24 protein-coding genes are annotated in these 25,024 nt (G+C 63.5%); 13 read left to right on the plus strand and 11 right to left on the minus strand.

Annotation, left to right across the window (positions count from 1 at the left end):
- The first annotated feature begins 10 nt into the window (after positions 1–10).
- Positions 11–316, plus strand: a complete 306-nt coding sequence (locus tag GCN75_RS23225) for a ferritin family protein (protein ID WP_226941529.1) — start codon at positions 11–13, stop codon at positions 314–316.
- A 93-nt stretch (positions 317–409) separates the two neighbouring features.
- Positions 410–889 (plus strand): Imm26 family immunity protein, encoded by a 480-nt coding sequence (locus tag GCN75_RS23230; protein WP_152258382.1) that lies wholly within the window; start codon positions 410–412, stop codon positions 887–889.
- 44 nt (positions 890–933) lie between these two features.
- Here GCN75_RS23230 and GCN75_RS23235 read toward each other — a convergent pair whose 3' ends face one another.
- On the minus strand, positions 934–2,292 hold the full coding sequence (locus GCN75_RS23235) for a sensor histidine kinase (protein ID WP_152284500.1): 1,359 nt from the start codon (positions 2,290–2,292) through the stop codon (positions 934–936).
- 13 nt (positions 2,293–2,305) lie between these two features.
- Positions 2,306–3,007, minus strand: a complete 702-nt coding sequence (gene ompR / locus GCN75_RS23240) for an osmolarity response regulator transcription factor OmpR (RefSeq protein WP_223278807.1) — start codon at positions 3,005–3,007, stop codon at positions 2,306–2,308.
- A 264-nt stretch (positions 3,008–3,271) separates the two neighbouring features.
- On the opposite strand from ompR, the gene GCN75_RS23245 reads away from it, so the two are divergent.
- Both GCN75_RS23245 and GCN75_RS23250 read left to right on the plus strand, forming a co-directional pair.
- Complete coding sequence (locus tag GCN75_RS23245) at positions 3,272–3,661, plus strand: hypothetical protein (RefSeq protein ID WP_152284501.1); 390 nt, start codon at positions 3,272–3,274, stop codon at positions 3,659–3,661.
- A gap of 157 nt (positions 3,662–3,818) precedes the next feature.
- Positions 3,819–5,678 carry a flagellar assembly protein A gene (locus GCN75_RS23250; protein WP_152284502.1) on the plus strand — a complete coding sequence of 620 codons (1,860 nt, stop codon included), beginning with the start codon at positions 3,819–3,821 and terminating at the stop codon, positions 5,676–5,678.
- On the opposite strand, the gene arfB is transcribed toward GCN75_RS23250, so the two are convergent.
- Positions 5,679–6,077, minus strand: a complete 399-nt coding sequence (gene arfB / locus GCN75_RS23255) for an alternative ribosome rescue aminoacyl-tRNA hydrolase ArfB (RefSeq protein ID WP_034749850.1) — start codon at positions 6,075–6,077, stop codon at positions 5,679–5,681.
- Positions 6,078–6,285: 208 nt separating this feature from the next.
- Here arfB and GCN75_RS23260 point away from each other — a divergent pair, with 208 nt between their 5' ends.
- Positions 6,286–6,786: a chemotaxis protein CheW gene (locus tag GCN75_RS23260; RefSeq protein ID WP_152284503.1), complete on the plus strand. Its 501-nt coding sequence runs from the start codon at positions 6,286–6,288 to the stop codon at positions 6,784–6,786.
- A gap of 38 nt (positions 6,787–6,824) precedes the next feature.
- Here the strand turns inward: GCN75_RS23260 and GCN75_RS23265 are convergent, their stop codons facing one another.
- The 7 genes from GCN75_RS23265 to dapC form a co-directional block, all read right to left on the minus strand.
- Positions 6,825–8,819 carry an ATP-binding cassette domain-containing protein gene (locus tag GCN75_RS23265; protein WP_193317179.1) on the minus strand — a complete coding sequence of 665 codons (1,995 nt, stop codon included), beginning with the start codon at positions 8,817–8,819 and terminating at the stop codon, positions 6,825–6,827.
- Between the two features lie 138 nt (positions 8,820–8,957).
- Positions 8,958–9,848 (minus strand): 50S ribosomal protein L3 N(5)-glutamine methyltransferase, encoded by an 891-nt coding sequence (prmB, locus tag GCN75_RS23270; protein ID WP_152284504.1) that lies wholly within the window; start codon positions 9,846–9,848, stop codon positions 8,958–8,960.
- 56 nt (positions 9,849–9,904) lie between these two features.
- Positions 9,905–11,041, minus strand: coding sequence for a succinyl-diaminopimelate desuccinylase (gene dapE, locus GCN75_RS23275; protein ID WP_152284505.1), 1,137 nt, complete (start codon positions 11,039–11,041; stop codon positions 9,905–9,907).
- 48 nt (positions 11,042–11,089) lie between these two features.
- Positions 11,090–11,443, minus strand: a complete 354-nt coding sequence (locus GCN75_RS23280; RefSeq protein ID WP_152284506.1) for an ArsC family reductase — start codon at positions 11,441–11,443, stop codon at positions 11,090–11,092.
- 136 nt (positions 11,444–11,579) lie between these two features.
- Positions 11,580–13,127 (minus strand): FAD-dependent oxidoreductase, encoded by a 1,548-nt coding sequence (locus GCN75_RS23285; RefSeq protein ID WP_152284507.1) that lies wholly within the window; start codon positions 13,125–13,127, stop codon positions 11,580–11,582.
- Positions 13,128–13,249: 122 nt separating this feature from the next.
- Entirely contained in the window at positions 13,250–14,077 is an 828-nt protein-coding gene (gene dapD / locus GCN75_RS23290) for a 2,3,4,5-tetrahydropyridine-2,6-dicarboxylate N-succinyltransferase (RefSeq protein ID WP_152284508.1), read from the minus strand.
- Positions 14,078–14,090: 13 nt separating this feature from the next.
- On the minus strand, positions 14,091–15,320 hold the full coding sequence (dapC, locus tag GCN75_RS23295; RefSeq protein WP_152284509.1) for a succinyldiaminopimelate transaminase: 1,230 nt from the start codon (positions 15,318–15,320) through the stop codon (positions 14,091–14,093).
- Between the two features lie 275 nt (positions 15,321–15,595).
- Between dapC and tsaB the strand changes: the two genes are divergently transcribed.
- Genes tsaB through GCN75_RS23315 form a run of 4 tightly spaced genes read left to right on the plus strand, consistent with a single transcriptional unit; the run spans position 15,596 to position 18,666 of the window.
- On the plus strand, positions 15,596–16,321 hold the full coding sequence (tsaB, locus tag GCN75_RS23300; RefSeq protein WP_152284510.1) for a tRNA (adenosine(37)-N6)-threonylcarbamoyltransferase complex dimerization subunit type 1 TsaB: 726 nt from the start codon (positions 15,596–15,598) through the stop codon (positions 16,319–16,321).
- Positions 16,318–16,824 carry a ribosomal protein S18-alanine N-acetyltransferase gene (gene rimI / locus GCN75_RS23305; RefSeq protein WP_152284511.1) on the plus strand — a complete coding sequence of 169 codons (507 nt, stop codon included), beginning with the start codon at positions 16,318–16,320 and terminating at the stop codon, positions 16,822–16,824. The genes tsaB and rimI overlap by 4 nt, the downstream gene beginning before the upstream one ends.
- The gene (locus tag GCN75_RS23310) at positions 16,821–17,735 is read left to right on the plus strand and encodes a uracil-DNA glycosylase (RefSeq protein WP_152284512.1); all 915 of its coding nucleotides are present in this window, start codon (positions 16,821–16,823) and stop codon (positions 17,733–17,735) included. The genes rimI and GCN75_RS23310 overlap by 4 nt, the downstream gene beginning before the upstream one ends.
- Positions 17,731–18,666 carry a DUF1853 family protein gene (locus tag GCN75_RS23315; RefSeq protein ID WP_226941531.1) on the plus strand — a complete coding sequence of 312 codons (936 nt, stop codon included), beginning with the start codon at positions 17,731–17,733 and terminating at the stop codon, positions 18,664–18,666. The genes GCN75_RS23310 and GCN75_RS23315 overlap by 5 nt, the downstream gene beginning before the upstream one ends.
- A 144-nt stretch (positions 18,667–18,810) precedes the next feature.
- On the opposite strand, the gene lplT is transcribed toward GCN75_RS23315, so the two are convergent.
- Entirely contained in the window at positions 18,811–20,073 is a 1,263-nt protein-coding gene (gene lplT, locus GCN75_RS23320) for a lysophospholipid transporter LplT (RefSeq protein ID WP_152284514.1), read from the minus strand.
- Positions 20,074–20,343: 270 nt separating this feature from the next.
- Here lplT and alr point away from each other — a divergent pair, with 270 nt between their 5' ends.
- From alr to fliD, 4 genes are all read left to right on the plus strand, one after another.
- Positions 20,344–21,447 carry an alanine racemase gene (gene alr / locus GCN75_RS23325; RefSeq protein WP_152284515.1) on the plus strand — a complete coding sequence of 368 codons (1,104 nt, stop codon included), beginning with the start codon at positions 20,344–20,346 and terminating at the stop codon, positions 21,445–21,447.
- Positions 21,448–21,527: 80 nt separating this feature from the next.
- A complete protein-coding gene (gene radA, locus GCN75_RS23330) occupies positions 21,528–22,904 on the plus strand; it encodes a DNA repair protein RadA (RefSeq protein WP_152284516.1) in 1,377 nt (458 codons plus the stop codon).
- A gap of 130 nt (positions 22,905–23,034) precedes the next feature.
- Entirely contained in the window at positions 23,035–23,355 is a 321-nt protein-coding gene (locus GCN75_RS23335) for a PilZ domain-containing protein (protein WP_226939138.1), read from the plus strand.
- Between the two features lie 228 nt (positions 23,356–23,583).
- Positions 23,584–24,969 carry a flagellar filament capping protein FliD gene (gene fliD, locus GCN75_RS23340; RefSeq protein ID WP_152284517.1) on the plus strand — a complete coding sequence of 462 codons (1,386 nt, stop codon included), beginning with the start codon at positions 23,584–23,586 and terminating at the stop codon, positions 24,967–24,969.
- Positions 24,970–25,024: the final 55 nt, after the last annotated feature.

Genomic DNA, 25,024 nt, shown 5'->3' on the forward strand with positions numbered 1-25,024 from the left:
AGGAATGCGCATGACCACCGTCCCACTGGAAGAAACGGGCTTGCCGGCCACGGCACTCGACATGCACCGCGCCATCGGCGCCACCATCGCCGCGCTGCAGGCGCTGGACTTGAACAGCCAGCGTTTCGAGGCGTGCACGGACCCGGAACTGCGCCGCGTGCTCGCGCATGCGGGCGACACCAGCCGCAAGGAAGCGGCCATGCTGCTCGAATGGATGCGCCGCCGCGACGCGCGCCTGGACACGGCCATGAAGGAAGCGCTGTTCAAGGCGGGGCCGATTGTTGCCCAGTATCACTATGACGAGAAAATATTGTAACTATTGGTTTGTTGCTGTGACGTACCATGCGCCACATTGGCAGCGCTTCGCGTAGACTGTGCCCCGAACACGATTTTGGGGGAGTTTGCAACGATGAGATCATTACCATACCGCGAAGGCAGCTGGTTTGCCGTGCCCTTGCCGGGCGGCGGCTATGCCGTCGGCGTGGTGGCGCGCACGGCGCCTGCCGGACGCATCATGCTGGCCTATATGTTCGGGCCGAAGCGCGACAGCCTGCCGGCACTGGAAGAACTGGAAGGCTTGCGGCCGGAACAGGCCGTGCGCCGCCTGCGCACGGGCGACATGGCCCTGCTCAACGAGCGCTGGCCCCTGCTGGGCGACAGCCGCCACTGGGAGCGCGATGCCTGGCCCATGCCGGCCTTTATCCGCCGCAATGAATCCCTGCAGCGTGCCTGGCGCGCCAGCTATGCGGACGGAGACCCTGCCAAGCTGGACCGCGAGGAATCGATTCCCTTCGACACGCCGGGCATGGAAAGCGATTCCCTGTACGGCTACGGGGCAACGGAATTGCTGATGAATAAATTGCTGGCGCAGGAGCAGGCGTCGGCTTGATTGCGCGGGGTCAGGCCCGACTGGACTGACCCCGGCATGTCGGACTACACCGCTGGCAAGCTGATCTGAAACGCCAGGCCGCCGCCTTCGCGGTTGCGCACCTGTAATTCGGCGCCATGGCGCAGCAGCACGCGGTCGACGATGGCCAGGCCCAGCCCGGCGCCATTGGCTTGCCCGCGCGCCGTGTCGAGGCGGGTGAACGGCTTCATCAATTGCTCGATCTTTTCTGCCGGCACGCCCGTGCCGTGGTCCTGCACCTCGATAATCACCTTTTTCACGCCATGGCTGGTGCGCACCTGGCAGGCGATGTCGATTTCCGTCACGTCGCTGCCCGGCGTCTTGCCGTAGCGGCGCGCATTTTCGATCAGGTTGTTCAGCACGCGGCGCAAGTCGGTGGGATTGCCCATCGCATGCGCGCCGTCGGCGATGGTGGCGTTGATTTTGACGTCGGGCAGGCGCATGGCTTCGCGCGCCATGTCGCTGAGCAAGCCGCTCAGGTCGACATCGGTAAAGCTCGACGCTTCCGTCGGCTTGGCGTAGTCGAGGAACTGGCCGATGATGGCGTCCATCTGCCCGATATCGGACTGGATGCCTTCGCGCGCCTCGTCCGACAGGTTCGCCATCTCCACTTCCAGCTGCATGCGCGCCAGCGGCGTGCGCAAATCGTGCGAGATGCCGGCCAGGATCACGGCGCGGTCCGATTCCACCTGTTTCAGATCGTCGACCATCTGGTTGAAGCTGCGGTTTGCCTCGATGATCTCGATCGGGCCTTTTTCCGGCAGCGGCGCCGGCTGCTTGCCCTTCGCGATGTCGCGCGCGGCCGCCGTCAGGCGCGACAGCGGCAGATTGATCAGGCTGGAAATGATGGCCGCGCCCAGCAGCGACAGCAGGGACACCAGGCTGGCCCAGCCCAGCCACTGGAAGCCCGTCAGGCCGCGCAGGCGCTCGCGGTCCAGCATCAGCCAGTACTCGTCATCGTCGATCTTGAAGCTGACCCAGAAGCCGGCCACGCCGTTGACGCGCGCGGAAAAGCGCGTGTCCTTGCCCAGCTTGGCCTTCACCAGCGCCTCGATGTCGGGCATCAGGTAATTGTCGGGCGGCGGCTCGATGCGGTCGTCCTCTTCCAGCGAGAAGATGCGGATGCCTTCGTTGCTGACGAGGTCGAACAGCAGCTCGCGGCGCAGCTCGGGCGCCGAGTGCGTCAGTGCCGCATGCGTGATGGTGACGACGGAAATGATCTGGGCGGAAATCTGCTGCGCCTGCGGCTCGCGCTGGATGACGGAAATCATGCCGATCCAGGTGATCATGCTGACCGTGGTCAAGGTGCCGAGCAGCAAAAAGGTGCGCCAGAACAGGCCGCTTTTCAGCCGCGCCAGGCTGATATCGGGAACAAGCTTCATCATGCCTCGCCAGCGATCAGCGCGGCTGTCCGTCCGGGATGAAGACGTAGCCCAGGCCCCACACGGTCTGGATGAACAGCGGGCTCGACGGGTCCGGCTCGATCAGCTTGCGCAGGCGTGAAATCTGTACGTCCAGGCTGCGGTCGAACACTTCGTATTCGCGGCCGCGCGCCAGTTCCATCAGTTTCTCGCGCGACAGTGGCTGGCGCGCATGGCGGGCAAACACTTTCAGCACGGAAAACTCACCGGTCGTCAGGGGCACCGTTTCGCCATTCTTTTTCAGGGTGCGCGTGCCCAGGTCCAGCACGAAGTCGCCGAACTCGAAGGTTTGCGGCGTTTCCGACGGCGCGCCCGGGATTTCATCGGGACCCTTGCGGCGCAGCACGGCGCCGATGCGGGCTACCAGCTCGCGCGGGTTGAACGGTTTCGGCAGGTAATCGTCGGCGCCCATTTCCAGACCCACGATGCGGTCCACGTCCTCGCCCTTGGCCGTCAGCATGATGATCGGCGTCTGGTCGCCCGCGCCGCGCAGGCGGCGGCAGATCGACAGGCCGTCTTCGCCGGGCAGCATCAGGTCGAGCACCAGCAAATCGTAGCGTTCGCGCAGCCACAGCTTGTTCATGGCCGTCGCGCTCTCTGCCGTAAAGACATTGAAGCCCTGTTCGGTCAGGTAGCGGCGCAGCAGGTCGCGCAGGCGCACATCGTCATCGACCACCATGATTTTTGCCTGGTGGCCGTGGATCGATTGCGTTGTTGTATTGCTGCCGGATGTGGAGGTTGTGGTCATTTAGGGTGTCGTGTTATCTTATATTAGTTGCTATAGTAACGCCTCGCGCGGCGTCGGCAAGGGGCTGTGGCGACCCATTACAAAGTGTTACAAACTTTACCCAATTACTCTTACTGCACCGTGTAAAGCATCATACACTGGGGCCACAGTGGAAATCAGCTTTAAGTTTATACGGCATCGCGGAAGAGGAACTCAATGAATATCTTTACTAAAAAAATTCACGCCGCTCCCAGCGCAGCTATTGCCGCACGTACGACTGTGCTGTCCGCATTTGCCGTTTGCTCCGTGTTCGCCGCCAGCGTGGCGCTGGCACAAAACCAGCCGCCGCCTCGCCGTGACGACCAGCAGCAAATGCAGGCCCAGCGGTATGAACAGGTACAGCGCAGTAACAGCAATGATACGCGACTGCGCGAACAGCGTGACGCACGCAGTTTCGACACGCGCGCCGAAGAGCAGCGCCGCGCCAACGAAGGCGCTGATGCCTCGCGCCGCACGGGCCGCATGACGCCCGACGAACGGCGCGACCTGCGCCGCCAGATCAATGAAGTGGGCCAGGATATCTACTCGAATCCCCCGCGCCGCTAGGCTTCGCGCCTCCCATCCGACAGGGCCATCTCGCAAGACATGGCCCTGTTTGCATCTGGCAAACACATTTTTGCCGAGTCAGGCACACGGCCACGCCCCGTGATATTGTTCAGTGCACTGAGGCAATTCTCTGAATTTGTTGCTGGGGAGGCAAGGCGTGAGCGACGACGACACACCCGTTCCTGATGCGGTCCAGGCTGGCGGCTTGCCGCATGGCCTGGTCCAGCGCGACGCGGGCGTGTATTTCGACCTGTCCCTGGCGCCCGCGCAGTTGCGCGCCGCCGTCGACCAGCTGTTCCTGTCCGGGCAGCTGCTGGCGGGCCTCGATTACGGCTTGTTCCTGCTGACCCTGTTCCATGCGCCCGCGCCCCGCGCCGCCCCCAAGGGCGACGCCTTGCTGCGCATTGCCGCCAGGGTGGCGCCATTTCCGCCCCAGCGCCGCGCGCTGTATAAGCAGATCAAGATCCGCGGCGACAGCGCCGAGTTTTACTTTGAAGCGCTGGCCCCTGACGCGGATGGCCAGATGCCGGCCCGCCGCGAGTTTGACGAGCTGGTGGCCGACCTGTGGGGCAAGGGCGTGCACTACGGCATCGATGGCGTGGCCGTGCGGGCCATTCTCGACAGCGGCAAGGCCGAGCGCATCACGGTGGCACGCACGCTGCCGCCGCAGCCGGGACACGACGCGCAACTGGTCGAAGTGTCGCAAGGCATCCACCGCGACGATGCGCCGCGCGAACGCTCCGATGGCCGGCTGGATCTGCTCAGCTTCAAGAACCGCTTTCCGCAAGTAAAAAAACACGCGCGCCTGCTGCGCCTGCTGCCGGGCACGCCCGGCTTGCCCGGCTACGACCTGGCCGGCAAGGCGCTGCCGCCGCCCGCGCCGCTGGAACTGGACCTGGCCACGGTGGCGGGGGTGGGCACGGCGGTCGAGCATTTCAGCGATGGCGATTACGTCGTCGCCACGCAGGATGGCTATGTGAATGTCGATGAGCACGGCAAGATCTCCATCGAAAACAAGATCGTCAGCCGCGAAGGCGTCAGCAGCCGCACCACGGGCAACCTGAAGCTGCGCGCCGCCTACGAGGAATATGGCGAAGTGCAGGAGCAGCGCCAGCTCGACGGCAGCGACATCACCATCCATGGCGACGTGTATGGCCATCTGCACTCGCATGGCGGACTGATATGGCTCAAGCGCAACCTGGTGGGCGGCACGGCCTTCAACGAGCACGGCGACGTGCGCGTCGAGGGCGTGGCCTCCGGTTCCGTGCTGCAGGCGCTGAGCGGCGAAATCCACTTGAAGCGGGCCGAAAGCTGCGTCATCGCCGGCACGCGCGTGGTGATCGACAGTGCCAGCAATTGCGAGATCATCGCCGACGAGGTCGTCATCGAGCTGGCCGAAGGCTGCGCCGTGGCGGCACGCACCATCCGCATCGGCAGCGCCGGTCCCCGCAAGCAGGTGGAGATGCTGCTGTTTCCGCTGGTGCCCGACCTGGGCCCGCTGGAGCAAAGGATCGCGGACGGCCTGGCAAAGGCCGCGCAGTTTTTGCAGGTGCAGCACAAGCGCCAGCAGGAAATCGATGCCATTGCTCAATTGCCCGAGGTGCGCAATTACCTGACCCTGGCGGGCCAGCTGCGGCGCGGCGAGCTGCAGCTGCAGCCGGCGCAGCAGCTGCAGTACGACAAGCTGGCCGCGCGCATCGCGCCCGTGCTGAAGGAAGTGGCGCGGCTGCGCGTGGACGTCAAGCAGTCGGAAATCATGCACGCGCAGATGCTGGCGCTGGTGGCGCAAGTGCGCCAGGAGCGGCAGGCGGCGGCCGGCCAGACATGCTGCACCCTGGGCCTGATCGATGGCGAAACGGCCGTGCGCGCGCTGGTTGTGCCGCCCGGACCGGCCAAGGTCTACGACCGGCCGCCCAAGGAAATCAAGGCGCTGCTGCGCAGCGCCACGCCGGCCACGCAGCCCGTGTTTGCGGACAGCACGGGCAGCCTGGACTGGACGTACTCGCCACCGCCGTAATCAGTCCGTGACCTTGCCGCGCGACTGCTTCAGCACGCTGTGCGTGCTCTTGCTGTCGAGGCGCCGCCGCTGCGAGCTGCGCGTGGGCTTGGTGGCGCGGCGCACGGCAGGCAGGAAGGTCACGCTGTCGATGATTTCCTGCAGCCGGCGCAAGGCTTCTTCCTTGTTCTGTTCCTGGCTGCGCGACTGCTGCGCCTTGAGCACCAGCACGCCATCCTTGCTGATGCGGCTGTCGCGCAGGGCCAGCAGCCGTTCCTTGTACGCTTCCGGCAGCGACGAGGCGGCGATGGGGAAGCGCAAATGGATGGCGCTGGAAACCTTGTTGACATTCTGCCCGCCCGGGCCCTGGGCGCGGATGGCGGAAAATTCGACTTCAGCGGGGTTGACGAGGTGTTGCATGGCCGGCCTGTGGGAAACGATGTCCGTATTGTAAGGCAAGTGGCGCGGAACTGCGCCGGCGCAAGGCCGTGGCGGCAGGCGATGATGTCTTCCGGGAAAGTTGCGCTTTCTCAACGCCGCCCAAGTCGATGCTGGTTAGCATGGGGCCAAAGTTGCATCGTTGCGCCACTGCGCATCCTGGCAGCGCTTACCGGATGAAAGGATCATCATGCAGCCCACGACTACGCCTGGCGCCGCAGCAACGGCCGAAGCTGGCACCGCGCAATACCTGACGCAGTACTTGAGCTTCCGGCTGGGCGGCCTCGAATACGGCCTCGATTACCGCTGCGTGCGGGAATTGCGCCCGCTCAAGGAGCTCGACCGTTTTTCGTCTGAAGGGGAAGTGCTGCACAGCGTGGCCGTGTCGCGCGGCGTGATCATCCCCATCGTCGACATGCGCGCCGCGTTCGGCAGCGCCCAGGGGGTACCCGACCCGTCCACCGACGTGATCATCCTGCAGCTGAGCAATGGCGTGATGGGCATGGTGGTCGATGGCGTCACCGATATCGTCAGCCTGGCGCCCGCCGACATCGCCGCCGTGCCCGGCCTGGGCGAGACGGAAGCGGACTACCTGCTGGGCCTGGGCACGGTGGCGGGGCGCCGGCTGATCCTCGTCGACATCGACCGCCTGATGGCGATCCGCAGCGCCAGTCCCATGCAGGTGGCCTGAAAAAAAGACGACCCGATGAGTCGTCTTTGTGTTTGGCCTTAGCCGAGTTTTTCCAGCTGATCCTGCAAGTCCAGCCACTCCGCTTCCAGCTGCGCCAGGTCCTTGGTGAAGAAGGTCTGGTCGGCCAGCAATTGCTTCAGCTTGGCCTTGTTGGCCGCGTCGTAGATGGTCGGCTCGCCCAGCTTTTCTTCCGTTTCCGCCTTTTGCGCGTTGCGCTTGGCAATCTGCTCTTCCTGGCGCTTGATCTTGTTTTCGATCGGCTTGCGCAGGGCGGCGGCCTTCTGGCGGTCTTCCGCTTCCTGGCGCTTGTCGCGCACGGGCGCGGCAGGGGCGGCGGCCGGCGCAGGGACGGACGACGTCACCGGGAAGTCGGTCTTGTTGGCCTTGCCGGCGGCCGGCAGCACGTCCGTGCCCTTGCCCAGCTTGGTCTTGAACAGCCAGTCCTTGTAGTCGTCCAGGTCGCCGTCGAACGGTTGCAGCTTGCCGTCGGCAACGATGATGAATTCATCGGTGGTGGCGCGCAGCAAATGGCGATCATGGGAAACGACGACCAGGGTGCCTTCGAACTGGGCCAGCGCTTCCGTCAGCGCTTCGCGCGTTTCCAGATCCAAGTGGTTGGTCGGTTCATCGAGCAGCAGCAGGTTCGGACGCTGCCAGACGATCAGGGCCAGCGCCAGACGGGCTTTTTCGCCGCCCGAGAACGGGGCGATCGAAGCGGTGACCATGTTGCCGGGGAAGTTGAAGCCGCCGAGGAAGTTGCGCAGTTCCTGCTCGCGCACGGTCGGGGCGATCTTCGCCAGATGCCACAGCGGCGATTCGTCATGGCGCAGCATTTCCACCTGGTGCTGGGCGAAGTAGCCGATGTTCAGGCCTTTGCCCATGGTTGCGTCGCCGCTCAACGGCATCAGTTCGCCGGCGATGGTCTTGATCAGGGTCGATTTGCCGGCGCCGTTCTGGCCCAGGAGGCCGATGCGCTGGCCGATCTGCAGCGAAAACTTGATGCCGTTGACGATGGTTTTATGCGTGACCGCGCCCGTCGCTTCGTTCTCGATCTTGTAGCCGGCATCGACGTCTTCCATCACCAGCAGCGGGTTCGGGGCGCTCAACGGCTCGCGGAATTCGAACGAGAATTCGGCGGCGGCGCGCAAGGGCGCCAGCTCTTCCATCTTCGCCAGCGCCTTCATGCGGCTTTGCGCCTGGCGCGCTTTCGAGGCCTGCGCCTTGAAGCGGTTCACGAACGATTCCAGGTGGGCGCGCTTGCGCTGCTGCTTTTCCAGCGCGCCGGCGGCCAGGATCATCTGCGCCGCGCGTTGGCGCTCGAAGCTCGAGTAGTTGCCCGAGTAGCGTTTCAGCTTGCGCTCGTCGATGTGCACGACCACGTTGACCACTTCGTCGAGGAAGTCGCGGTCATGGGAAATGATCAGCAAGGTGCCCGCGTAGCGTTTCAGCCAGTCTTCCAGCCAGATGATGGCGTCCAGATCCAAGTGGTTGGTCGGTTCATCGAGCAGCAGCAGGTCGGACGGGCACATCAGCGCTTGCGCCAGGTTCAAGCGCATGCGCCAGCCGCCGGAGAAGCTGGCCACCGGTTGCTGCATCTGGTCCAGGGTGAAGCCCAGGCCCAGCAGCAATTGCTCGCCGCGCGACTGTACCGTGTAGGCGTCGGCGTCGGCCAGCGCGCTGTAGATCTCGCCGATGGCGATGCCGTTTTCCGACGTGGCCGGTTCCGATTCCAGGCGCGCCAGTTCCGCTTCCAGCTTGCGCAGGGTGACGTCGCCGTCGATCGCGTAGTCGAGCGCGGCACGGTCCAGCGGCGGCGTTTCTTGCGCCACGTAAGCCACGCGCCACTTGGCGGGGAAATCGATCTCGCCCTGGTCAGGGTGCAATTCGCCACGCATCATGGCGAACAGGCTCGATTTGCCCGCGCCATTGGCGCCGATCAGGCCGATCTTGTCGCCCGGATTGAGGGTGACGTCGACTTGTTCGAGCAACGGTTTGATGCCGCGCATCAGGCTTACTTGTAGGAAACGTATCATTTTTTTCTTTGTGAAGGCGGGGCTTTGACCCTCGCCGTAAAAACATCGTGTAGGTCGGATGAGCCCGAAGGGCGTAATCCGACGGGTGCCGCACAGGCATGTCGGATTACGCTACGCTAATCCGACCTACCAAACCCATTAAACCAGCTTCAACTGCTCGGCCGTCAGCAGGAACACCATGTCGTCGCCGGCGCTCGTCGTCAGCCAGGTCAGGCCCAGCTCGCCGAAGGCCGCTTCCGCGTAGGCGCGTTCGTTGCCGATTTCAATCATCAGGATGCCGTCGTCCGTCAGGCGTTCGGCCGCGCCGGCGATGATCTTGCGCACCAGGTCCATGCCGTCGCTGCCGCCGTCGAGGGCGATTTGCGGTTCGGCCAGGTATTCCTGGGGCAGGGCGCCCATCGATGCGGAATTCACGTACGGCGGGTTGCTGATGATCAAATCGTATTTCTTGGCCGGCACGTTCGCGTACAGGTCCGATTCGATCAGGGTGACGCGGTCCTGCAGCTTGTACGTGTCGACGTTGCGCTTGGCCACGGCCAGCGCGTCGGCGGAAATGTCCACGGCGTCCACGGCGGCGTTCGGGAAGGCGTCGGCCATCATGATGGAGAGGCAGCCCGAACCGGTGCACAGTTCCAGGATGTTTTCCACGGCGTCCGGTTCCGGCACCCAGGGCGAGAAGTACTCGGGGATCAGCTCGGCGATGAAGGAGCGGGGCACGATCACGCGCTCGTCCACGTAGAAGTTATACGTGCCCAGCCACGCTTCCTTGGTGATGTAGGCGGCCGGCACGCGGTCGATGCTGCGGCGGTCGATGACGGTCATCACGTTGGCCACTTCCGACGGCAGCAATTTGGCGTCGAGGAAAGGCTCGAGCCGGTCGAGCGGCAGCTTTAACGTGTGCAGGACCAGATAGGCGGCTTCGTCGAACGCTTCGGCGCTGCCGTGGCCGAAAAACAGCTTGGCGGTATTAAAACGGGTAACGGCGTAGCGCAGCAGGTCGCGTGGCGTGGAAAACGGGTTCGGGGTCATGGCATTCTCGAAAAGACGGTGTTCTGGCCCGCCGTGACGGGCCTCGGTATTCAGGTTCAGACGGGCAGCAAATGCTCCAGGGTGCGCCGGTAGATATTCTTCAGGGGATCGATGTGGCGCAGTTCGATGTGCTCGTCGATCTTGTGAATACTGGCATTGGGCGGCCCGAATTCTATCACTTGGGGGCAGATCTGCGCGATAAACCGGCCATCGGAGGTGCCGCCCGTGGTCGACAGCTCCGTCACGATGCCCGTTTCCTGCTCGATGGCGGCGGACAGCGCATCGGACAGGGTGCCGCGCGGCGTGAGGAAGGGCAGGCCGCTCAAGGTCCATTGCAAATCGTACTGCAGGTCATGCCTGTCGAGGATGGCGTGGACTCGTTGCTGCAGGCTTTCCGCCGTGCTGGCCGTGGAAAAGCGGAAATTGAAGTCGATCACCATATCGCCCGGAATCACGTTGTTGGCGCCCGTGCCCGCATTGATGTTGGACATTTGCCACGTGGTCGGCAGGTAGTACTCGTTGCCCGCATCCCATTGCTCCTCGACCAGGTCGGCCAGCGCCTGCGCCGCTTCGTGAATCGGGTTTTTCGCCAGGTGCGGGTAGGCAATGTGGCCCTGCACGCCCTTGATCGTCAGCCGGCCCGACAGCGAACCGCGGCGGCCGTTCTTGATCATGTCGCCCAGTTGCGCGCTCGACGTGGGCTCGCCCACCAGGCAATAGTCGATCTGCTCGCCCCGTGCCTTCAATTTGTCGCAGACGATGACGGTGCCGTCCGTGGCCGGGCCTTCCTCGTCGCTGGTGATCAGAAAGGCGATCGAGCCCGTGTGTTCGGGCGTGGCGGCGATGAATTCCTCGCAAGCGACCACCATGGCGGCAATCGAGGTCTTCATGTCGGCCGCGCCACGGCCGTACAGCTTGCCGTCGCGGTGCGTGGGGATGAACGGCAGCGAGCGCCATTGCTCGACGGGGCCCGTGGGCACCACGTCCGTATGGCCGGCAAACACGAACACGGGCGACGTGGTACCGCGGCGCGCCCACAGGTTGGTGACGTCGTTCGACTGTATCGTCTCGCAGACAAAGCCCAGCGGCGTGAGGATATCGATCAGGTGCTGCTGGCAGCCCTTGTCATCGGGCGTGACCGAAGACAGGGCGATCAGTTTTTCGGTCAGGGCGAGGGTTTTGGAGGTGGTCATGGGTAAGGTCGTGCCGGCAACAGCGTTCCGGTGGTCAACTAATTATGGTTACAGCGAGAAAAGGGTCTTGTACTGCGCATCCGAAAACGCCACGCTGAACTGGCCATCCTTGTCCAGCACGGGGCGCTTGATGATGGATGGGTTTTCCAGCATCAGGGCCAACGCGCTGGCCGCATCGACGGTGGACGCCTTGCGCTCGTCGGACAAGGCGCGCCAGGTCGTGCCTTTCTTGTTGACCAGCACATCCCACGGCAATTGGGCCAGCCACGCTTCGACGGTGGCGCGTTCCAGTCCCTGCTTCTTGAAGTCGTGGAAGGTAAACTCGATTTGCTGTGCGGCCAGCCAGGTGCGGGCCTTTTTGACGGTATCGCAATTGGGGATACCGTAGAGTGTAATGGTCATAGTGGTCGGGCTAACGGGGAATGAATGCGGTTCGCTTGATCGCGGCGCTTGCGCTGGCGCGATATGCGATGTTAGCCGCCATTATACAGTCGTTGCGCTACTCGATGCGGCGCTGCAACATGTCCCCGGATTTTTCCTAGACGGGCCGCGGCGCCGCCTTGCCTGGCTCCGCCGGGCCGAAATGCAGGCCCAGCCGCAGGGCCAGGGCGCGCAGGGCGCCGCTTTCCTGCAGGTGCAGGGCCAGCGCGATATGGCCGTCGGGACGTATCAGGTAGGCCGCGTCGCGGCCCAGGCCGGCCAGCTTGGCGGCGACATTGAAGGTGTAGCAATGCACGGGCAGTTTCAGCACGCGCGCCTCGTCCAGCAGTTCGGGCGCGGGCTCGCCATAGATGTGCAATTGCCAATCCATGCTGCGCAGGGCGATGAAATTGTCTTGCGTGCCATCGGAGAACCACGGCAGGCGGTCGCCGCCGCGCAGGTATTCCGCATGGCCCGCGGACAGGGCGCTGTCTTCATAGCTGATCTGGATTTGCGACACCGTCTGGAACAGCAGGCGGCGCGCCCGCCCAAAGCTGGACAGGAAGGGCAGCGCATGGGGCACCAGCCAGCGGCGCAGGAATTGCCCCGCGATGCCTTGCGCGACGATGGCCTGGAAGGCGCGGTCGGTGGTGGCGACGAGCTTGCGGGCAAACACGATGCGTTCGCTTTCATAGGTATCGAGCAGGACGTCGTTGCTCTGGCCGTGCAGCTTTTGCGCCAGTTTCCAGGCCAGGTTGACGGCGTCGCCCAGGCCCGTGTTCATGCCCTGGCCGCCCACGGGACTGTGCAAATGGGCTGCATCGCCGAGGATGAAGCAGCGCCGCGCGCGGAACTGGCCCGCCACCCGGTGATGCACTTTATATGTGGAAAACCAGTTTACGTGCTCGACCTGGATGCCCAGCAAGGCTTGCACCTGTTCCCGCACGTCGTCGAAGACGGGCGCCGGCGCGCCATCGGGGCGGTCGGGCAGGATGCCGATCAGGCGCTGCATGCCGCTGGTGCGCACGGGCAGCATCAGCGCAAACGAATTCGCGCCCAGGTGGGCGTGCAGATCCGTGTTGTTGCCGGCCACTTGCGCATCGGCCACGTAGTACAGGTGATCGTAGGTGCCGCCGGAAAAGTCAAAGCCGGCAATCTCGCGCACCTTGCTGCGGGCACCATCGCAGCCGCAGATATAGTCAAACGTGCAATATTGTCGTTCGCCATCCTTGAGCACAATGGCTTGCACTTCGCTATCGTCCTGCGTCCACAGGTCCAGCGCCACGTTCCATTCCACATGCACGCCAGCCGCCGCCAGCTTGCTGATGAGAAAGCGTTCATGCTCGTCCTGGGGCAGGCTCAGCACGAAAGGGTAGGGGCTCAGCCCCTCGCCGATCTCGCCCAGCGCCAGCTTGACCAGCTCCTCGCCGGCCTCGTGGATGTGCATGGCGTTGATCTTGATCCCCAGGCTGACGAGCTCGTCGGCAAAGCCCAGCTGCTGGTAAAACTCCAGGGTGCGCGCATGCACGGCCATGGCCCGCGACGCCTGGCCCGGTCCGCTGTTCTTGTCGATGATGCGGCAATCGACGCCATGGCGCGCCAGGCGCAAGGCAAGCATGAGGCCGGTAGGACCGGCGCCGACGATCAATACGGGAGGAGTATTCATGCCATCCAGTATAGGACAGGATGGGAGATGGCTGCAGGACGATTGAAGTTGTGTTCTGGAAACGAAAATGTCCCGCCGGGGCGGGACATTCAGACTGTTGCGTGCGCCTTGCGGCGCAGTAATCAGATACCGCGCAGCAACTCGTTGATGCCGGTCTTGGCGCGGGTCTTCGCATCCACGCGCTTGACGATCACGGCGCAGTACAGCGAGTACTTGCCGTCTTCCGAAGGCAGGTTGCCCGAGACCACGACGGAGCCCGCTGGCACGCGGCCGTAGGTCACTTCGCCCGTGGCGCGGTCGTAGATCTTGGTCGACTGGCCGATGTACACGCCCATCGAGATGACGGAGTTTTCTTCGATGATCACGCCTTCGACGATTTCCGAACGGGCGCCGATGAAGCAGTTGTCTTCGATGATGGTCGGGTTCGCTTGCATGGGCTCCAGCACGCCGCCGATGCCGACGCCGCCGGACAGGTGGACGTTCTTGCCGATCTGTGCGCAGGAACCGACGGTGGCCCAGGTGTCGACCATGGCGCCTTCATCGACGTAGGCGCCGATGTTGACGTAGGACGGCATCAGCACGACGTTCTTGGCGATGAAGCTGCCGCGGCGGGCAACGGCTGGCGGCACCACGCGGAAGCCGCCCTTGGCGAAGTCTTCCTTCGTGTAGTTGGCGAACTTGGTCGGCACCTTGTCGTAGAACTGCATCGTGCCATCCGATGGCAGCACGACGTTGTCTTCCAGGCGGAACGACAGCAGCACGGCTTTCTTGACCCATTGGTTGACAACCCAGTCGCCCGAGGTCTTTTCCGCCACGCGGATGCTGCCGTTGTCCAGGCCATTGATGACGTGGGAGACGGCGTCGCGCAGTTCGGCCGTGCCGTTGCCCGGATTGATCTCGGCGCGGTTTTCCCAGGCCTGGTCGATGATGTTTTGCAGTTGTTGGCTCATGATGATGTCTTGTTTAGTTGATTGAGGCGGATGCGGAAAGCTGCTGGCAGAATTTTACTATGCGTAAGGCCGCTTCCAGCCCTTCGGCCGTTTCGGCCACCAGGGCCATGCGGATGCGGTTGCGGCCCGGGTTGATGCCGTGCGCGTCGCGCGCCAGGTAGCTGCCAGGCAATACCGTGACATTATATTCGGCGTACAGGCGTTGCGCGAATTCGGTGTCGGACAGGCCCGTGCGGCTGACGTCGGCCCACAGGTAGAAGCCGGCGTCCGGCAGTTGCACGTCCATCACCGATTGCAGCAGCGGCGTGATGGCGTCGAACTTGGCGCGGTACTTGGCGCGATTTTCCTCGACATGGGTTTCGTCGTTCCAGGCCGCGACGGAGGCCGCCTGCACGGCAGGGCTCATGGCGCCGCCGTGGTAGGTTCGGTAGAGCAGGAATTTTTTCAGCACTTCCGCGTCGCCGGCGACAAAGCCCGAGCGCATGCCCGGCACGTTCGAGCGCTTCGACAGACTGGAAAACACCACCAGGCGCGCATACGGGCGCTCGATGGTGGACAGGCCCAGCATGTGCGCCGCCTGCAGCGCGCCAAGCGGCGGCGTGTCGCCGTGGTAGATCTCGGAATAGCACTCGTCGGCGGCGATGACGAAGTCGTAGCGCTCGGACAGGGCGAACAAATGTTCCCAGTCCGTCAGGGTCAGCACGGCGCCCGTCGGGTTGCCCGGCGAGCACAAAAACAGCAGTTTGACCTTTTCCCACACGCTGGCCGGTACGCTGTCGTAGTCGCAGCCGAAATTGCGCGCCGGGTCGGAATTGACGAAATACGGTTCGGCGCCGGCCAGGTAGGCCGCGCCTTCATAGATCTGGTAAAACGGGTTCGGGCTGATCACCAGCGAGCCGGCCGACGGATCGATCACCGTTTGCGCCAGCGCAAACAGCGCTTCGCGCGAACCGTTTACGGGCAGGATTTGCGTGGCAGGATTGAGCGTGGGGATGCCATAGCGGCGTTCCAGCCAGCCGGCGATGGCGCCGCGCAAGGCTTCCGAGCCGATGGTGGTCGGATAGCTGGCCAGGCCGTGAATATTGTCGACCAATGCCTGCTCGATGAAGGCCGGCGTCGGGTGCTTGGGTTCGCCCATGCCCAGGCTGATGGGCGCATAGTCGGGGTTGACCGTCACGCCGGCAAACAGCTGGCGCAGCTTTTCAAATGGATATGGTTGCAGTTTAGCAAGAAGTGGATTCACGGAGCGGACCAGGGCAAGAGTGGAAAGACGATGTGGCTTAGCAATGACTGAACTTGGTAATGACTTGGTAATGGCTGAAAATAAGGGCTGAAAATGACTGAGCGGTTGCTTGGCGCGGCAGGCTTGATGCCGGTCAAATAATCAGCTGCGTCTTTCATTATAGCCGTCCTCGCGGGCCCGCTGTGCAAGCGGGGTCAGCCGGATGGCTGCCCGGCTTGTCCGGGCATGCCGCAGCGGGGAGTGCCGCGCCATGGCGCGGCAAGGTAAAATACGCTATGTCTACCTTACTTCCCACCTTACTTGCTATTGAAACCTCGTCCGAACTCGCCTCCTGCGCCTTGCTGCGCGGCGATGTCGTCCTGTCCCGCGCCTCGTCGGGCGTGCGCACCCATTCCCAATCCATCTTGCCGATGGTGCAGGAATTGCTGGCGGAAGCGGGCGTAACCCTGGCGGACGTGGACGCCATCGCCTACGGCTCCGGCCCCGGTTCGTTTACGGGCGTGCGCACGGCTTGCGGCATCGCCCAGGGCCTGGCCTACGGCGCCAGCCTGCCCGTCGTGCCCGTCGTCACGCTCGACGCCATGGCGCTGGCATGCCACCAGCAGCATGGCGCGCAGCGCATCGTGACCGTGCTCGACGCCCGCATGGGCGAAGTGTACTGGGCGCAATACGATTACCAGGATGGCTTGCAGGCCATCGTGCCGCCGGCCCTGAGCGCGCCGGCCGGCGTGCTGCCGCAAGGCGACGTCGTCGGTTGCGGCAACGGTTTTGGCACTTATGCCGACGCCCTGGCCCCGCTGCCGTGCGCCGCGACTGCCGACGCCGCCATCATGCCGCACGCCGTGCAGGTGGGGCAGCTGGCGCGCATCGCTTTTGCGGCCGGCCATTTCGTCAAGGCGGCCGATGCACAGCCTTTGTATTTGCGCAACAAGATCGCTTACACGAGCGCGGAACGGCTGGACATGCAACAGGCCAAGGCCGCTGCGGAGTCGGCACAATGAGTGTGGCGGGCCAGGACGCAGTGACGCAGGCCGGCAGTGCTGCATGGGACTTGCTGCGCCTCGACTATCAGCCGATGCTGGAGACGGACCTGTCCGAGGTGCTGGCGCTGGAGCAGCGCGTGTATCCGCATCCCTGGACGCATGGCAACTTCGTCGATTCCCTCAAGAGCGGCTATCCGGCCTGGGTGCTGCGCGACGTGGATGGCACCTTGCTCGGCTACTTTTTGCTGATGCTGGTCGTCGACGAGGCGCACTTGCTGAACGTGGCCGTCGAGGGCGCCATCCAGGGACAGGGCCTGGGCCGTTTCCTGCTGAACCAGTCCTGCGCCTGCGCGCGCCAGCTGGGCATGGAATCGATGCTGCTGGAAGTCCGCCCGTCGAACGTGCGCGCGCTCGATATTTACCAGCGCTATGGATTTGAACAGATAGGCCGGCGCAAGGGATATTATCCGGCCAGCAACTCGCAACGTGAGGACGCCATCGTGATGCGTTATACCTTATGAGCCGCAGCGCCGTTTTTCTCGATGAAATGGGCGTGGGGCCATTGTGGCGCTTGCGCCACGGCGCCGCGCCCGAGGCCGTTGACACTGTCGTCGCGGCTCCCGTGGACGTGCAAGCTGCCGCGGTGCAGCCTGTGGCCGAAGCGCTTGAAATAGTAACTGAGGTGGTAGCCGAGGTGGTTGCCGAAGTGCAGGTGGAGGCGCCTGTCGCCGTTGCTGCTGCGCCCGTCGCCGCCACGCCGGTCCCCGCCGCCACACCAGCGCCCGCCGTGGCGGCGCCTGACGACACGGCCTGGTTCGACGATGCACCGCCGCCACCGCCCGCCAGACAGCTGAGCGACGCCGATATCGCCGCCCTCGACTGGGATGGCTTGACGGCGGCCGTCGCCAAGTGCGCGCGCTGCGACTTGTGCAAGACGCGCAAGGGCGTCGTCATGGGCCGTGGCGACCGCCAGGGCGATTGGCTGATGCTGGCCAGCAGCCCGTCGCGCGCGGAAGAACGGGAAGGGCGCGCCTTGCCGGGCGAGCAGGGAAAATTGCTCGACAATATGCTGAAAGCCATCGAAGTCGACGCCAGCCGCGATGTGTATGTCACCCACCTGCTGAAATGCCGTCCGCTCGACGAGGCAGGCCAGGAACGCTTGCCCACCGAAGCCGAGTCGGCCGCCTGCCGTCCGTATTTCGAGCGCGAACTGGCCCTGCTGCAGCCGCGCACCATCATCACCCTCGGTTCGATGGCCGCCGCCGGCATCACTCCCGGCGAGAAACCCGTGCGTGGCACCGTGCGCCAGCTGGGCCATGCCTCTGTCGTTGCCACCTTCCACCCGGAAATGTTGCTGCAGGACGAGACAGGCAAGGCCAAAGCGCGCGCCTGGGCCGACCTGTGTCTGGCAAAAAGCACGCACGGTGATTGACGGGGCCGCCGGCGCTTTCCAGGCCCGCTTCGAGCGCCGCTGGGGCCACCTGACGCACCCCCGCGTGCGTGCGCTGGCCTGGCTGCTCGATTCGCCCGACTTGCTGGACCCGGCCAGTCCCCACTGGGGTGGGCGCATCGCCAGCCTCGCGCCCGTCACGCCTGCCTTGGCTGCCTGGCTGGGGGCGCTGCAAGAGGACCCGTCGCCGCTCGATGCGGCGCTGGGGCCGAAATTCTATTCCCGCCTGGGCCTGTATGCTGAAAAGCTGCTGGCCTTTTATTTTGCACAGCATGGACTGCTGCAAGCGCATGGCTTGCAAGTGCAGGTGAACCGCAACGATACGGTGGGCGAGTTCGATTTCCTGCTGCGTGACGGAGATTCGCTGTTGCACTGGGAATTTGCCACCAAGTTCTACCTGCTCGAAGGCGCGCCCGATCCCGGTGTCTTCAATCACTTGATCGGCCCCAACCTGGCCGATACCCTGGGCTTGAAGATGCGCAAGATCCTGGACAAGCAACTGGCCTTGTCCCGCCATCCGGCCGCGCAAGGCTTGCTGGCGCAGCCCGTGCGCGCGGCGCAGGCGCTGGTCAAGGGCTGGCTGTTCTATGCGGCCGGTGCCACGCCCGCCCTGGACGGTATTTCCCACGAACACGGACACGGTTTCTGGTGCACGCCGGCACAACTGCCGGCGCAGCGCTATGTCGTGCTGCCGCGTCTGCAATGGCTGGCGCCATTCAAGGGGCGCGACGTGGACGTGCTGGACGTGGATGCCTTGCGCGCGCAGTTGTTTGATCTGGCGCAACCCGTGATGGTGGCTACGGTGGATACTGTCGAAGGCTGGGAAGTGGAACGCGAGAGAGGGTTTGTCGTGCCCCACGACTGGACGGAGCAGGCTGCCGCGCGGCGAATAACGGGCGCGCTACCTGCGTAATGCCTGGGTCTGACCCGCCAGGTCAGCCCTCGAAATTCATGCTGCTGCGCGCGAATCAAGGACAGGTTATCGGATGTAAAACGCTCAACCCAAAACGAAATCCGGGGTCAGACCCTGAGGGTCTGACCCCAGCCCTTGCTGGGTTTAATGTTTTTGCTCGCCGATCAAGGACAGATTATCGTGCTCGGCCTGGTTCAACTTGTGTTTGCGCATGATCATGTACATGGTGCCGGCCACGAACAGGCCGAACAGGGTGATGATGATGTTCAGCGGCAGGTGCAGGCGGATCATGATCGAATACACGGCCAGCATGGTGAGGATCGACAGGTTTTCATTGAAGTTCTGCACGGCGATGGAGTGGCCAGCGCTCATCAGCACGTGGCCGCGGTGTTGCAGCAGGGCATTCATTGGCACGACGAAAAAGCCGGACAGGGCGCCGATCAGTATCAGCAGCGGGTAGGCGATCCATACGGAATGCACTTGCGTCATCATCATGACGATCACGCCCATGGCGATGCCCAGCGGAATGACGGTCAGTGACTTGCGCAGCGGAATGAAGCGGGCCGACAGCACGGCGCCGGCAGCCACGCCGATGGCCACCACGCCCACCAGGCTGGTTGCCTTGTCGAAAGGCATGTTCAAGGATTGCTTGGCCCATTCCAGCACGATCAGCTGCAAGGTGGCGCCGGCGCCCCAGAACAGGGTCGTCACGGCCAGGGTGATCTGGCCCAGCTTGTCTTTCCACAGAATGGAATAGCAATTGGCAAAATCGGTGATCAGTTTGATAGGATTGCGTTCCTGGTGCGGATACACGCAGCCCGTGTCGGGAATCTTCAGGTTGGCCAGGGTCGCCAGCGCATAGATGCCGACCACCACGCACAGGGCCGCTTCCGTCTTGTTGGTGATGCCCGTGTCGATCAGCGGGATGTCGATGGACAGCAGCATGTCGGACACGTGGCCGCTGACGAGCGCGCCGCCCATGACGGTGCCCAGGATGATGGAAGTGACGGTCAAGCCTTCGATCCAGCCATTCGCCGCCACCAGCTTTTCCGGCGGCAACAGTTCCGTCAGGATGCCGTACTTGGCGGGCGAGTACACGGCCGCGCCAAAACCCACGACGGCGTAGGCCAGCAGCGGATGCACGTGGAAGAAGACGAGGGCGCAGCCGAAGATCTTGACCATGTTGGCGATGAACATGACCTTGCCTTTGGGCAATGCATCCGCGAAGGCGCCGACAAAAGCGGCCAACAGCACGTAAAACAGCACGAACGATAGTTTGAGCAGCGGCGTGATCCACGCCGGGGATTTCATGGACACCAATAAATCGACGGCGACAAAAAAGAGGGCGTTATCGGCCAGCGAGGAAAAGAACTGCGCCGCCATGATGGTATAAAAACCACGATTCATTCTGGAATGCCTGAAATCATATCTGGCTTGCTTTATACCACGAAAAAACGGCAAACCCCAAGTTTGGACGGGGCCGCTTTGCATAGTCTTGCCTAAGCGAAGCTTAATTTTTCTGCCGTAGAAAAATACACATACATGTGAGCATTTTATACATGCTGTCGTGGGCGACCATCGCGCCCATCGCTTTCCAGGCTTGCCGCCCGCAGCTCGCCGCCCGCATCCGGCCCATCCGGTAAAATACGGCTTTCCCACCCGCCGTGAACCACGCTTATGCCCAGGCCCCTCATCGCCACCATCCATCTCGATGCCATGCAACACAATCTGGCGCGCGCCCGTGCCTGCGCCCGCGGCGCCAAGGTGTGGGCCGTCGTCAAGGCAAATGCATATGGCCATGGCCTGGAACGGGCCATGCGGGGCTTTGCCGATGCCGATGGCCTGGCGCTGGTCGAGGTCGACTATGCCGTGCGCTTGCGCGAATTGGGCTGGACCAAGCCCATCTTGCTGCTGGAAGGTTTTTTTGACGCCAGCGATCTGCCCGTCATGGCGCAATATGGCTTGAACGGCAGCGTGCATTGCGAAGAACAGATTGCCCTGCTGGCGGCGGCACGCCTGCCGCACGCCATCGATGTGCACCTGAAAATGAATACGGGCATGAATCGCCTGGGCTTTACGCCGGACGCCGTGGCCGGCGCGTATGCGCGCCTGCGCGCCATGCCCCATATCGGCACGATCACCCTGATGACGCATTTCGCCAATGCGGACGAGGCGGCGCCCACGCGGCTGCCCCTGGCCCAGCAGATGCTGCGCTTCGAGGCGGGTGCGGCCAGCATCGGCGCCGGCGTTGGCACATCATTGCCGCGCAGCCTGTGCAATTCGGCCGGCCTGCTGCTGCACCAGCTCGACAGCGACTGGGTGCGCCCCGGCATCATGCTGTACGGCGGCACGCCCAGCGGCGCTCCCGGCGGCACGTCCGCACAGGCGTTCGGCTTGCTGCCCACCATGACCTTGCGCAGCAGCATCATCGGCATCCAGGACATTGCTGCCGGCGACGTCGTGGGCTACGGCAGCCGCTACGAAGCGGCCGGCAATATCAAGGTGGGCGTGGTGGCCTGCGGCTATGCGGACGGCTACCCGCGCCATGCGCCCGAAGGCACGCCCGTGCTCGTCGACGGCGTGCGCACGGGCCTCATCGGCAGGGTCTCGATGGATATGCTGATGGTGGACTTGACGCACGTGCCCGGCGCGCGGGTCGGCAGCAGCGTGACTTTATGGGGGCAGGGCATGCCGATCGACGAGGTGGCCTTGGCCGCCGGCACCATCGGCTACGAGCTGATGTGCGCACTGGCGCCCCGCGTGCCCGTGAACGAGGCGTGACCGCAGGCGGCGATTTGTATATACTGTGAATCTACTGTATATATAACCAGCTGTTCCACTTTACCCGAGCAAAGTACACCATGGCCAAAGTCAAGACCGTCTACACCTGCAGCGATTGCGGCGCCGTCAGCAATAAATGGATGGGGCAATGCACTTCGTGCAACCAGTGGAATACCATGGTGGAAAGCCTGCCCGAGACGGGCGGCAATAACCGCTATTCGAACCCGCAGCACATGTCGCTGGCGCAAACGGCGCCCGTGCTGTCGCTCGACGATATCGATGCCATCGACGTGCCCCGCTTCGGCACGGGCATCGAGGAATTCGACCGCGTGCTGGGCGGCGGCATGGTGGCGGGCGGCGTGGTGCTGATCGGCGGTGACCCCGGCATCGGCAAGTCGACCCTGCTGCTGCAGGCGCTGGCCAATATGTCGCACCACAAGCGCGTGCTGTATGTGAGCGGCGAGGAATCGGGTGCGCAGATCGCCCTGCGCGCCAAGCGCCTCGTCATCGATGCCAAGGAACTGAAACTGCAGGCAGAGATCCAACTGGAAAAGATCCTCGCCACCCTGGCCGATTTGAAGCCGGAAGTGGTGGTGATCGACTCGATCCAGACCGTGTATTCGGACGCGCTCAGCTCGGCGCCCGGTTCCGTGGCGCAGGTGCGCGAATGCGCGGCCCAGCTCACGCGGGTAGCCAAGCAGACGGGCGTGACCATCATCCTGGTGGGCCACGTGACGAAAGAGGGCGCGCTTGCCGGTCCCCGCGTGCTCGAGCACATCGTCGACACGGTGCTGTACTTCGAGGGCGACGCCCATTCCAGCTTCCGCCTCGTGCGCGCCATCAAGAATCGTTTCGGCGCCGTCAATGAGCTGGGCGTGTTCGCCATGACGGAAAAGGGCTTGAAAGGGGTGTCGAACCCGTCCGCGCTGTTTTTGTCGCAGCACGACAACCAGGTGCCCGGTTCCTGCGTGATGGTGACGCAGGAAGGCACGCGTCCGCTGCTGGTGGAAATCCAGGCACTGGTCGACACCAGCCATCTGCCCAATGCGCGCCGGTTGTCCGTCGGTCTGGAACAGAACCGCCTGGCCATGCTGCTGGCCGTGGCGCACCGCCACGCGGGCATCGCCGCCTTCGACCAGGATGTGTTCATCAATGCGGTGGGCGGCGTGAAGATCACGGAGCCGGCGGCCGACCTGGCCGTGTTGCTGGCGATTAACTCATCGATGCGCAACAAGCCGCTGCCGCGGGGCCTGGTCGTGTTTGGCGAAGTGGGGCTGGCCGGCGAAATCCGCCCCGCGCCACGGGGCCAGGAGCGCTTGCGCGAAGCGGCCAAGCTGGGCTTTACCCTGGCCGTCGTGCCCAAGTCCAACCTGCCCAAGCAAGTCATCGAGGGCCTCAAGGTGATCGGCGTCGAGCGCATCGATGAGGCGTTCAACAAGCTGCGCGATCACGAGTAAAAGTCGGTATGGTTGAAATGCCAAGCTTGAGACAAGTCAAACAGAATTTCCGTTTAGAACTATAATATTTGTCCGATGGATTCCAGCGTGAATCCGCATCGACAATGAATTGATAGAGAAGCGGAATACAGTGTCAGTTGAGCAAAGGCAGGGCGCACGCAAGATATTGCGTGCCAAGGCAATGTTGGTAATCGATGGCGCGGGCCCCGTGGCGGCGCGCACCCTCGATGTGGGGCCGGGTGGCATGTCGGCCGTCATCGCGGAACCGGTGCCGACAGGCAAAAAGGGCAAGGTGCTGTTCGAGTTGTTTTATGATGGCTCGGCGCACATCATCGAGGCGCGCGTGTCCGTCTCGCACTGCATTTTCAGCAGTGCCGGTTTCAAGGTGGGACTCACTTTCCAGCAGCTGGACATGGCCGTCAGCAGCGCCATTTCAAAGTTCATGCGCTGAGGCAGGTCCGGGATTAGCGGCAAGTGAAATGCGCTAAAATGGTGCATATGGGTTTGCAGTCAGGAAAAACCTGTTCTGTTCGCTGTTTTGATATTCCAGTAATACTGCATAATTATCAACCAGAAGAGGGACCTTGCCGCGCCACGCGCGCTGGCGTCCGTTTCCAGCGCAGCGCGGTCAGGACCTGAACCGTGTGCCATGACCTTACATCCGACGGGAATGCCTACCATGTTTAATTCGACCATCAACAGCAGGGCCTACACCAACAACACGCAGCAGACGACGCAGGGCAATATCTCGGCCGATGTGTATGCGAAGGTGGAGCGCCAGATGCAGTCGCAGAACACGGGCGTCGTCAAGCTCAACGCCAGCCTGGCGCGCGACCAGGCCAAATTCTCGGGCCTGGGCCAGCTGCAATCGGCGCTGGCAAAATTCCAGACCGTGGCCAAGAACATGGCCGGCAGCGGCCTGGCCACGTCGGCCACGTCCAGCACCAAGGATGTGCTGAGCGCCACCACCACCGACAAGGCGGTCAGCGGCAGCCATGAATTGAACGTCAAGCAGCTGGCGCAAGGGCAGACCCTGCTCAGCGGAGCGCAGAAGTCGTCGAGCGCGGCGATCGGCACGGGCGCGCCGGCGCTGGTCAGGATCGAAGTGGGCACGGCCGACGGCAAGCAATTTACTGCCGGCAGCGGCAAGATCATTGCGGTGACCATCGACAGCAGCAACAATAGCCTCGACGGCATCGCCGCCGCGCTCAAGCAGCAGGGCGTCGACGCCAGCGTGGTCAAGGGCCCCGATGGCTATTCGCTGGCCCTGAACGGCAAGAGCGGCGCCGACAGCAGCATGCGCATCAGCGTGTCCGGCGACGCGGCCGTCAGCAATTTGCTCAGCTATGCGCCCGGTGCGGGCAAGGGCATGCAGCAGACGGCTGCCGCGCAGGATGCGCTGCTGACCGTCGACGGCAAGGAAATCAAGAGCGCCACGAATACCCTGACGACGGCTGTCGAGGGCGCCACCATCGAATTGAAGAAAAAAGGCACGACGGACCTCGTCATCGCCAAGGACAGCAGCCAGATCGCCAGCAACGTGGCCAGCTTCGTCACGGCCTACAATGAACTGAACAGCAAGCTGCAAAGCCTGCAGCAGGGCGACTTGAAGTCCGACACGGCCCTGGGCCAGGTGCGTTCGCAGATGGAGCAGGTGCTGCGCACGGCCAGCACGGGCGTGCCTTCCTCCGTCTTGAGCAGCGCCGGCGTGACCCTGGGCAAGAGCGGCGAGCTGGTGCTCGATGATAAAAAGCTCAAGGCGGCCATCGCGGCCGATCCTGACGCCGTCAGCAAGATGTTCACGAATAACGGCAAGGGTGTGGCAGACCAGTTCGCCAGCAAGATCGGCGAGCTGACGGGCGAGACGAGCATCATCCGCAAGGAAGTGCAGACGGTGGGCAAGGACATCACGACGCTTACCAACAAGAAAGCCGTGCTGGCCAAGGCGCTGACGGCCCAGGCGCAGGCGCTGGTGAAAGCGTATTCGGCCCAGGAACAGATGGGAACGAATTCGGCCTTGCCGGGCTACACGGGCAAGAACTCTTTATTTGACTTCATGGCTTGATTCGGCTTGATCCGCGCGGGCGTATGGCCTGCGGCGCGGCGCCTCGTTTTGAACG

The sequence above is a fragment of the Janthinobacterium violaceinigrum genome (genome assembly GCF_009208555.1).
Taxonomy (GTDB): Bacteria; Pseudomonadota; Gammaproteobacteria; order Burkholderiales; family Burkholderiaceae_D; genus Janthinobacterium; species Janthinobacterium violaceinigrum.

Excerpts from the sequence above, each read along its gene's own strand:
- tsaB (WP_152284510.1), top strand. The coding sequence starts at position 15,596 with ATGTCTACCTTACTTCCCACCTTACTTGCTATTGAAACCTCGTCCGAA.
- dapD (WP_152284508.1), bottom strand. The coding sequence starts at position 14,077 with ATGAGCCAACAACTGCAAAACATCATCGACCAGGCCTGGGAAAACCGC.
- rimI (WP_152284511.1), top strand. The coding sequence starts at position 16,318 with ATGAGTGTGGCGGGCCAGGACGCAGTGACGCAGGCCGGCAGTGCTGCA.
- GCN75_RS23280 (WP_152284506.1), bottom strand. The coding sequence starts at position 11,443 with ATGACCATTACACTCTACGGTATCCCCAATTGCGATACCGTCAAAAAG.
- GCN75_RS23225 (WP_226941529.1), top strand. The coding sequence starts at position 11 with ATGACCACCGTCCCACTGGAAGAAACGGGCTTGCCGGCCACGGCACTC.
- radA (WP_152284516.1), top strand. The coding sequence starts at position 21,528 with ATGGCCAAAGTCAAGACCGTCTACACCTGCAGCGATTGCGGCGCCGTC.
- GCN75_RS23245 (WP_152284501.1), top strand. The coding sequence starts at position 3,272 with ATGAATATCTTTACTAAAAAAATTCACGCCGCTCCCAGCGCAGCTATT.
- GCN75_RS23310 (WP_152284512.1), top strand. The coding sequence starts at position 16,821 with ATGAGCCGCAGCGCCGTTTTTCTCGATGAAATGGGCGTGGGGCCATTG.
- GCN75_RS23235 (WP_152284500.1), bottom strand. The coding sequence starts at position 2,292 with ATGATGAAGCTTGTTCCCGATATCAGCCTGGCGCGGCTGAAAAGCGGC.
- alr (WP_152284515.1), top strand. The coding sequence starts at position 20,344 with ATGCCCAGGCCCCTCATCGCCACCATCCATCTCGATGCCATGCAACAC.
- fliD (WP_152284517.1), top strand. The coding sequence starts at position 23,584 with ATGTTTAATTCGACCATCAACAGCAGGGCCTACACCAACAACACGCAG.
- dapE (WP_152284505.1), bottom strand. The coding sequence starts at position 11,041 with ATGACCACCTCCAAAACCCTCGCCCTGACCGAAAAACTGATCGCCCTG.
- prmB (WP_152284504.1), bottom strand. The coding sequence starts at position 9,848 with ATGACCCCGAACCCGTTTTCCACGCCACGCGACCTGCTGCGCTACGCC.
- lplT (WP_152284514.1), bottom strand. The coding sequence starts at position 20,073 with ATGAATCGTGGTTTTTATACCATCATGGCGGCGCAGTTCTTTTCCTCG.
- GCN75_RS23230 (WP_152258382.1), top strand. The coding sequence starts at position 410 with ATGAGATCATTACCATACCGCGAAGGCAGCTGGTTTGCCGTGCCCTTG.
- GCN75_RS23260 (WP_152284503.1), top strand. The coding sequence starts at position 6,286 with ATGCAGCCCACGACTACGCCTGGCGCCGCAGCAACGGCCGAAGCTGGC.
- GCN75_RS23265 (WP_193317179.1), bottom strand. The coding sequence starts at position 8,819 with ATGATACGTTTCCTACAAGTAAGCCTGATGCGCGGCATCAAACCGTTG.
- GCN75_RS23285 (WP_152284507.1), bottom strand. The coding sequence starts at position 13,127 with ATGAATACTCCTCCCGTATTGATCGTCGGCGCCGGTCCTACCGGCCTC.
- ompR (WP_223278807.1), bottom strand. The coding sequence starts at position 3,007 with ATGGTGGTCGATGACGATGTGCGCCTGCGCGACCTGCTGCGCCGCTAC.
- arfB (WP_034749850.1), bottom strand. The coding sequence starts at position 6,077 with ATGCAACACCTCGTCAACCCCGCTGAAGTCGAATTTTCCGCCATCCGC.